Origin of the sequence: Streptomyces sp. NPDC058632 (assembly GCF_042717095.1) — a bacterium.
GTDB lineage: Bacteria > Actinomycetota > Actinomycetes > Streptomycetales > Streptomycetaceae > Streptomyces.
Window position 1 is genome coordinate 1 of record NZ_JBHXQZ010000220.1, and the last position, 1,130, is coordinate 1,130.

A 1,130-nucleotide genomic window follows, 5' to 3' on the forward strand; every position below is an offset into this window, starting at 1 on the left:
CGGGAGGTCGGTGTGCGGGGCGTGGGTGTCGGTGAAGTGGGCGGCCCAGTCGACGTGGACGCCCCGCACGAACGCCTGCGCCACCGACGACAGCAAGGACATGCCCTCGGGCTGATCCTCCCGAAGGGCCGGCACCGCCAACAGTGAGTCCGGGTCGGCGAGGCAGTCGGGCACCAGTCCCGAGAGGGACCCCCGGGGGCCCAGTTCCAGCAGCGTTCCCACGCCCCGCCGCTCCACCGCCCGTACACCGTCGGCGAACCGCACGCTCTCCCGCGCATGCCGCACCCAGTACGCGGCACCGGACAGCAGATCGTCCGTGACCGCCTCTCCGGTGAGCGTCGACACCAGGGCGATGCCCGGACCACCGTAGGAGAGTCCCTCCGCCACTTCCGTGAACCGGGACAGCGCGGGTTCCATCAGCGGTGAGTGGAAGGCATGGCTGACCCGAAGCCGCGTGGTCCGGCGTCCCCGTGCCTCCCAGAGCGCGCCGAGGTCCCGTACCGCCGCTTCGGTACCCGAGATCACCACGGAGACGGGGCCGTTGACCGCCGCGATGCCCACCGCGGCGGTGAGCAGGGGAACGACCTCGTCCTCGGACGCCTCCAGCGCCATCATCGCCCCGCCCTCGGGCAGGGCGCCCATCAGGCGACCGCGCGCGGCGACCAGCGTGCAGGCGTCGGGCAGCGAGAACACCCCGGCAACATGCGCCATAGCCAGTTCACCCACCGAATGCCCGATGAGGACGTCCGGACGGGTGCCCCAGGACTCCACCAGCCGGAACAGGGCGACCTCCAGCGCGAACAGCGCAGGCTGGGCGTACTCGGTGCGGTCCAGCAACGCCTCGTCGGCGCCCCACATCACCTCGCGCAGCGGTCGGTCCAGATGCCGGTCCAGTTCCTCGCACACCGCGTCCAGAGCGGAGGCGAAGGCGGGATACGTCTCGTACAGCTCACGCCCGGCTCCTGCCTGCTGAGAGCCCTGCCCGGGGAACAGGATGCCCAGCCTGCCGCCGTTCCGCGGCAGGTCCTGGGATGTGGCCGTGATGAGGTGGGGGTGGGGCTGGTGCGTGGTGAGGCGGGCCAGGGGGGTGAGTGGTGTGTCGTGGTCGGGTGTGAGGATGACGGCTCGGT

Annotated in this window: 1 protein-coding gene; it reads right to left on the bottom strand. The window is 71.6% G+C overall.

The window, feature by feature from the left end:
* Nucleotides 1-1,130 (bottom strand): acyltransferase domain-containing protein (locus tag ACFWVE_RS35080; RefSeq protein WP_384023339.1); only part of this gene is annotated, 1,130 nt, incomplete at both ends.